This is a genomic window from Mycobacterium sp., assembly GCF_036273375.1.
In the GTDB taxonomy this organism is placed as follows: Bacteria; Actinomycetota; Actinomycetes; order Mycobacteriales; family Mycobacteriaceae; genus Mycobacterium.
The window spans coordinates 23,226-29,860 of record NZ_DASUHS010000290.1 but is presented as its reverse complement, the minus strand read 5'-3'; the positions used below and the strand labels follow the sequence as shown (position 1 = coordinate 29,860).

Genomic DNA, 6,635 nt, shown 5'->3' with positions numbered 1-6,635 from the left:
GATCTGCGGCGGGTTTCGGTGCGGGTCGCGAACACCGGTGCACCCGCAGGCGACAAGGGTGACGCGATCGCGCGATCCATGATCGGAACGCACCTCATCGCCGAAGTGGTTGGTGGCCGGTTCATCTCGCTGCTCGAGCCGCCACAGTCCGCGACCGATGCGGTGTCCCGGTGCGGCCGGCACCGCTGCTTCCCGGTACTGGCCGGCCCCCCGGGCACCGACGACACGCTGCTGATCTCACCGATCATCCTCTACGACCACCCCGAGGTCGCCGAACAGAGCGACACCGCCCTGTACGACTGCACGGAGATCGACGAGATCCTCACCCTGCGCGTGATGACCATGACCGATGACGAGAAGACGCAGGCCCGGGCGACCGACCCGCGGGCCGCGCGAATCATCGACGAATGCGATGCCATGTCGCCCGAGGCCATGGCGCGACTGCACGGCGTGCTGCGCGATCCGCACGCGTTCAATGTCCCCGCCGGGTTGGTACCCGAGATCCCCGAAGGAGTGGATTGGTGGGATCCACTGGCCGACAACGCCGTTCGCCCCGAGATCGACGCGGTGCTGGTGAACGGGGTCCGGATAGCGCGGGGCAGCAAGGTCCGGTTACGCCCGCGGCGCAACGCCGACGCCCAGGACATCTTCGTCGCCGGCAAGACTGCCCGCGTCACGTCGGTGCATGAGGACGTCGAGGGCAACAAGCACGTCGGCGTCGTCGTCGACGAGGACCCCGCGGCGGAGCTGCACGACTGGTACGGCCGCTATCTGTACTTCTCCCCCGACGAAATCGAACCGCTGCAGTCGCAGCACAGCACAAACCCCTGAAAGGAGTTCACTATGGAAGTCCTAGGTTGGATCTTCATCGCCATCGTCGCGCTGGTGGCAGCGGTCGGGTTGGCGCTCGGTGCCCTATCGCTGCCGGATGCCCGCCGCTATCTCAAGTTGAGGCGTATGTAACGACCCGGGTGCCACCATGACGACGCGCATCCTGGTAGCCGGGATCGGCAACATCTTTCTGGGCGACGACGGGTTCGGCTCGGAAGTGGTTCGCAACGCCGAGCTGCCCCAGGATGATCCGACGGTCCAGGTCATCGACTACGGAATCCGGGGCATGCACCTGGCGTATGACCTGCTCGAAGAGTGGGACACGCTGGTGCTGGTCGACGCCGTGCCCAGCCGGGGCCATCCCGGCACGTTGCACGTCTTTCAGGCCGACCACGATTCGTCGCCCGAGCCGAACGGTCTGGATGGGCACAGCATGGACCCCGCCGCCGTCTTCGCCAGCCTGCGGGCGCTGGGTGGCCATCCGCCCTACACCGTGGTGGTCGGCTGCGAGGCGGGCAGCGTCCAGGAGGGCATTGGCCTCACCGAACCGGTCGCACAGGCAGTCCCCCGCGCGGCCCGGGCGGTGGAAGAGATCGTCGCGGCGTTGCAGGCCGCGCCTTCGGCGGCCGAAACGGGGTGCTGAGCAATGTGTTTGGGTATACCGGGACAGGTCATCAGAATGCTGGACGGTTTCGAGGGACAGCTCGCACTCGTCAACGTCACCGGTGAGCAACGCAAGGTCAACGTCGGCATGTTGCCGGAAGAGACGTTCGCGCCCGGCGACTGGGTGATCATCCACATGGGCTTCGTCGTCGAGAAGACGGATCAGGCCGGGGCCGAACAGGCCATGGCCGGCCTGGAGCTGATGGGCCGGGGCCGCACCGACCTGACACCGCACCCGGAGGCCGGTTGACATGACCGATACCCCCCTGCTGTTGCGGCCCGGCCCCCCTGACACCCTAGTGCGGCAGCGCGTCATGGTGACCGGCGTGGTGCAGGGCGTCGGCTTCCGCCCGTTCGTGCACCGGATCGCGACCGAACTGGGTCTGGCCGGATTCGTCGGTAACGACTCAGGTGCGGTCTTTCTCGAGGTGCAGGGCCGGCCCGGCCCGGTGGCGGAATTCGGGCGCCGGCTGCGCGCGGAAGCGCCGCCCCTGGCACGCATCACCGACGTGCGCGTCGCCGACGTCGCCGCAGACGCCGCGTGCCCACCCGAATTCCGGATCGTGCCAAGTCAATTAGCCGCCGGCATGACCACCCCGATCCCGCCCGACATCGCGGTGTGCGACGAATGCATCGCCGAATTGTTCGACCCGCTCGACCGGCGCTACCGGCATCCGTTTGTGACCTGCACGAACTGCGGACCTCGGTTCACCATCATCACCCAACTGCCCTACGACCGGCCGGCCACCACGATGTCGGGGTTCGCCATGTGTGCGCGCTGCGCCACCGAATACCACGATCCGGCGGATCGCCGATTCCACGCCCAGCCGATCGCCTGCCCGCACTGCGGGCCGAGCCTGTGGTTCGCATCGCCGGCCGGCCGGGTGAGCGGCTCGGACGCGGCGCTGACCGCAACCCAGGTCGCGCTGGCATCCGGCGCCGTGGTGGCCATCAAGGGAGTCGGCGGCTACCACCTGGCGTGCACGGTCGATGACGCAACGGCGGTCGACGCGTTACGCGCGCGCAAAGCGCGCGGCGCCAAGCCGTTTGCCATGCTGGTTCGCGATCTCGGCGTGGCGCGCCGCTACGCCCACGTCGACGACGCAGAGGCCGCGGTGCTGTCCAGTCCGGCCCGCCCGATCGTGTTACTGCAGCGGCGCGCCGACGCGCCGGTCGCCGCGGCCGTCGCGCCCGGCAGCCCGCTGCTGGGGCTGATGCTGCCGTACTCGCCCATTCATCACCTGCTACTGGCGCCGGTTCCCGGCAACCCCGGGCCGGTGCCCGACGCGCTGGTGCTGACCAGTGCCAACCGCTCCGATGAGCCCATCTGCTTCACGGATAGCGATGTTAGACACCGGCTTTCGGCGCTGTGCGACGCCGTGCTCGATCACGACCGTCCGATCCACGTGCCGTGCGACGACTCGGTGGTGCGCGTCGTCCACGATGAGGAGGGGGCCCACGAGCTGCCGATCCGCAGATCCCGCGGCTACGCGCCGCTGCCGATCGACTTGAAGCTCGAGGCTCCCGCCGTGCTGGCCGTGGGCGGCGAACTGAAGAACACCTTCTGCCTCACCGACGGCCACCGGGCGTACCTGTCCGGCCACATCGGCGACATGGCCACCTGGGAGACGCTGCGCGCGTTCGAGCGGGCGGTGAGCCAGCTCAGCGAGATCCGCGGCCGGCCAGTGCGGTTGGCCGCCGACCTGCATCCCGGCTATCACACCCGAAGCTGGGCCGAGCGCCGGGCGGACGAACGCCCGCTGGATCTGGTCCAGCACCACCACGCCCACGTGGTGTCACTGCTGGCCGAACACGGGCGCCTCGGCGAACCCATCGTCGGGGTCTCCTTCGACGGCACCGGTTACGGCTGCGATGAAACGATTTGGGGTGGTGAGGTTCTCACCCTCGACGCCCGAAGCCACCGTTTCGTTCGGGCGGGGCACCTGTTGGCGGTCCCGCTGCCCGGTGGCGACGCGGCGGTGCGTAATCCGTGGCGGATGGCGCTGTCCCAGTTGTGGATGGCCGGCATCGACTGGACCCCCGACCTGGCACCGGTGGCCGCCGCGACCGCCGACGAGCTGCGCCTGGTCGGTTCGCAATTGGAGACGGGGGCGGGTTGCGTGCCGTGCTCGAGCATGGGCCGCTTGTTCGACGCGGTCGCCTCCCTGCTCGGCGTGCGGCACCGCATCGACTACGAGGGGCAAGCCGCGATCGAGCTCGAGGCGCTGGCGCAGGCGGCCGGCCAAACAGGCACGCAGCCGGCGATGCCGCTGGCGGTGCGCCCCGACGGGGTGATCGATCCGGCCCCGATGGTGCAAACCATGGTCGCGGCGCTGTACGCCGGGACACCACCGGCGGTACTCGCCGCGGCGTTTCACCGCGCGGTCGCCGTCGCCGTCACCGAGGTCGTCACCCAGGTGGCGGGCGGCACTGCGCTGGTGGGTCTCACCGGCGGGGTATTTCAGAACGTCCTGTTGTTGGGCGCCTGCCGTTCGCGTCTGCAGAAGAACGGATTTGAGGTTCTTACCCATCACACCGTGCCACCCAACGACGGGGGGCTGGCCCTGGGCCAGGCCGCGGTCGCGGTGCTGACGGCGCGGGAGGAGGCGTTGACGCAATGATCACCACCGCCATCGATCGCGGGCTGAGTGCCGAACTGGCCGAAGACCTCGCCGCCACCGCTCTGACGCTGGCCAAGCGATTTGCCGCGGGCGCCACGATGTGGTCCATCGCGCCGTCGTGGGAACCCCATGCGCTGCACATCGCGGTCGAATTCGTCCATCCGGTCATCATGGGCAAGCGGGCCCTGCCGGCCGTGGCACTGACCGGACCCGATCTGGTGGATCTGGTGCGGGTTTCGGTTCGGCCCGGCGACATCGTGGTCGCAATCTCCGGTGCGGACAATGCGGACGTGCGCTCGGTGATGCGACGCGGCCCGGCCTGGGGCGCCACCACTATCTGGATCGGCAGCGGCGCGCAACCCACGGCGGGCATGGCCGATCACGTGCTATGGCTCGATGATCCCGACCCGCGCGTGCCCGCCACCGGTGGCTTCGTGCTGTTCTACCACCTGTTGTGGGAGCTGACCCATGTGTGTTTCGAGCATTCCGGGTTGCTCAAGCCCGAGTGCGACGACGGCAACGGGGTATGTGTCACGTGCAGTGACGAAGGCCGACCGGGTGAAGTGGTGAGCGCGTCGGTCGACGGTCAGGCAAGCGTACGCACCGCGCGGGGAATCGAGAATGTGGTCACCACACTCGTCGACCCCGTCGCACTCGGCGAGCTGGTGCTGGTGCATGCCGGCACGGCGATCAGCCGCATCGACGATGACGAAGAGCAAGGAGGTGTTTCATGAGCCCCACCGACGAGCCCACCAACTTCTTGTACCCGTTCATCGACGCCGAAGAGGACGACCCCTCCGCACTGCTCGCCGACCTGGCTGCGTCCGCACAGGCCAAGGCGTCCGAAAGCCTGGCGCTGCGGCGCGCCACGCTGGAAGCCAACGCCGGGCTGCTGGCGGCGGCCGCCAGCGAGTTGGCGCGCCGGTTCGCCGCCGGCGGAAGGATGTTCACGTTCGGCAACGGCGGCAGTTGCACCGACTGCACCACGCTCGCGGGATTGTTCGCGCGGCCGCCGCTCGCCAAGCCGCTTCCGGCGTGGTCGCTGACCGCCGATCAGGCGATCCTGACGGCACTGGGCAACGACGTCGGTTTCGAGCTGGTGTTCGCGCGGCAGCTGATCGCCCGCGCGAGGGACGGCGACATCGCGATCGCGATGTCGACCAGCGGCAATTCACCCAACCTACTGACCGCGCTGGCCGAGGCGCGCAACCGCGGCCTGTACACCATCGGCTTCGCCGGCTACGACGGCGGCGCCTTCGTGAACAACCCGAACGTGGACGCCTGCTTCGTCGTTCGTTCGCAAAGCGTGCACCGGATTCAGGAATCGCAGGCGCTGCTGGGTTATCAGTTGTGGCTGGCAGTTCACGAATGTCTCGGCGACGATCAAGGTTTGGGGGCGGCATGATGAATAAGCCGGCGGGTGACTACCTGTCGTCGGGACCGCGGTTCGGCGAAGGCGACGTGATCGAGCGGATCGAGTCGTTCCGCCGGCGTCGCCCCCGACTCCTCGACGATCATGTGACCCTGGCGCACGGGGCGGGTGGCAAGGCGTCGGCCGCATTGGTGGACGCGGTGTTCTTGGAGGCGTTTCGCAACCCGCTGCTCGAATCGCTGGGCGACGGCGCCGTCCTGGCCCTGCCCAGCGGCGAGCGGGTGGCCATGTCGACGGATTCGTTTGTGGTGCAGCCCCGCCGGTTTCCCGGCGGGTCCATCGGCGAGCTCGCCATCCACGGCACCTGCAACGACCTGGCGGTGGCCGGTGCCGTGCCGTCCTGGATCTCGGCGGCATTCGTGCTCGAAGAGGGTTTCCCCATCGCGGAACTGAGGGAGATCGTCGCCGACATGGCCGCCGCGGCCGCCGCGGCCGGCGTGCAGGTCGTCACCGGCGACACCAAGGTGGTACCCAAGGGCGCGGCCGACGGACTGTTCATCACCACCGCCGGAACCGGTGTCATCCCCGCGGGCCGCACGCTGTCGGCACAGTCGGTGCGCGCCGGAGACAAGGTGCTGCTGTCGGGGTCGATGGGCGATCACGGCATGGCGGTGATGCTCGCCAGGGGCGATCTGGCCATCGAGGCCGACATCGCCTCCGACACCGCGTCGGTCAGCCCGTTGGTGGAGTTGTTGATGGCGGCCGCCCCGTCCACCCGATGGATGCGTGATGCGACGCGGGGCGGCGTGGGAACGGTGTGCAACGAGTTGGCCCAGGCCTGCGGCCTCGGCGTGCTTCTGGAAGAGGAGCGACTTCCGGTGGCGCCCATGGTCAATGGCGCCTGCGAGTTGCTCGGCATCGATCCGCTCTACGTCGCCAACGAGGGCAAATTCGTCGCCGTCGTCGCGCCGCAGGAAGCCCAGGCCGGGCTGGACGCATTACGGTCACATCCGCTGGGCGCCGATGCGGCCCAAGTCGGGGAAATCGTCCCCGAACCCGCCGAAAGCGTGGTGCTGCGCACCGGGTTCGGCGGTACCCGGATCGTCGACATGCTCGTCGGAGATCCGTTGCCGCGAATCTGTTAGAAG

At 68.7% G+C, this 6,635-nt stretch carries 7 protein-coding genes and 1 pseudogene; all 8 read left to right on the top strand.

From position 1 onward, the window contains the following. A pseudogene (locus VFW69_RS25355) lies at positions 1-856 on the top strand (hypothetical protein); the annotation flags it as partial. Further along, positions 844-963: a DUF6893 family small protein gene (locus VFW69_RS25350; RefSeq protein WP_526505856.1), complete on the top strand. Its 120-nt coding sequence runs from the start codon at positions 844-846 to the stop codon at positions 961-963. The pseudogene VFW69_RS25355 and the gene VFW69_RS25350, both read left to right, overlap by 13 nt. A gap of 16 nt (positions 964-979) precedes the next feature. After that, positions 980-1,474, top strand: a complete 495-nt coding sequence (locus tag VFW69_RS25345) for a hydrogenase maturation protease (protein WP_526505854.1) — start codon at positions 980-982, stop codon at positions 1,472-1,474. 3 nt (positions 1,475-1,477) lie between these two features. After that, a complete protein-coding gene (locus VFW69_RS25340; RefSeq protein WP_526505852.1) occupies positions 1,478-1,744 on the top strand; it encodes a HypC/HybG/HupF family hydrogenase formation chaperone in 267 nt (88 codons plus the stop codon). A 1-nt stretch (position 1,745) separates the two neighbouring features. After that, positions 1,746-4,115, top strand: coding sequence for a carbamoyltransferase HypF (hypF, locus tag VFW69_RS25335; protein WP_526505850.1), 2,370 nt, complete (start codon positions 1,746-1,748; stop codon positions 4,113-4,115). Then, complete coding sequence (locus VFW69_RS25330) at positions 4,112-4,849, top strand: HypC/HybG/HupF family hydrogenase formation chaperone (RefSeq protein WP_526505848.1); 738 nt, start codon at positions 4,112-4,114, stop codon at positions 4,847-4,849. Before hypF ends, VFW69_RS25330 begins: the two co-directional genes overlap by 4 nt. After that, a complete protein-coding gene (locus VFW69_RS25325) occupies positions 4,846-5,520 on the top strand; it encodes a D-sedoheptulose-7-phosphate isomerase (RefSeq protein WP_526505846.1) in 675 nt (224 codons plus the stop codon). The genes VFW69_RS25330 and VFW69_RS25325 overlap by 4 nt, the downstream gene beginning before the upstream one ends. Continuing rightward, positions 5,520-6,632 (top strand): hydrogenase expression/formation protein HypE, encoded by a 1,113-nt coding sequence (gene hypE, locus VFW69_RS25320; RefSeq protein WP_526505862.1) that lies wholly within the window; start codon positions 5,520-5,522, stop codon positions 6,630-6,632. Before VFW69_RS25325 ends, hypE begins: the two co-directional genes overlap by 1 nt. Positions 6,633-6,635 lie beyond the last annotated feature (3 nt).

Coding starts and splice junctions, on each gene's coding strand:
- VFW69_RS25350 (WP_526505856.1), top strand. CDS start 844: ATGGAAGTCCTAGGTTGGATCTTCATCGCCATCGTCGCGCTGGTGGCA.
- VFW69_RS25345 (WP_526505854.1), top strand. CDS start 980: ATGACGACGCGCATCCTGGTAGCCGGGATCGGCAACATCTTTCTGGGC.
- VFW69_RS25340 (WP_526505852.1), top strand. CDS start 1,478: ATGTGTTTGGGTATACCGGGACAGGTCATCAGAATGCTGGACGGTTTC.
- hypF (WP_526505850.1), top strand. CDS start 1,746: ATGACCGATACCCCCCTGCTGTTGCGGCCCGGCCCCCCTGACACCCTA.
- VFW69_RS25330 (WP_526505848.1), top strand. CDS start 4,112: ATGATCACCACCGCCATCGATCGCGGGCTGAGTGCCGAACTGGCCGAA.
- VFW69_RS25325 (WP_526505846.1), top strand. CDS start 4,846: ATGAGCCCCACCGACGAGCCCACCAACTTCTTGTACCCGTTCATCGAC.
- hypE (WP_526505862.1), top strand. CDS start 5,520: ATGAATAAGCCGGCGGGTGACTACCTGTCGTCGGGACCGCGGTTCGGC.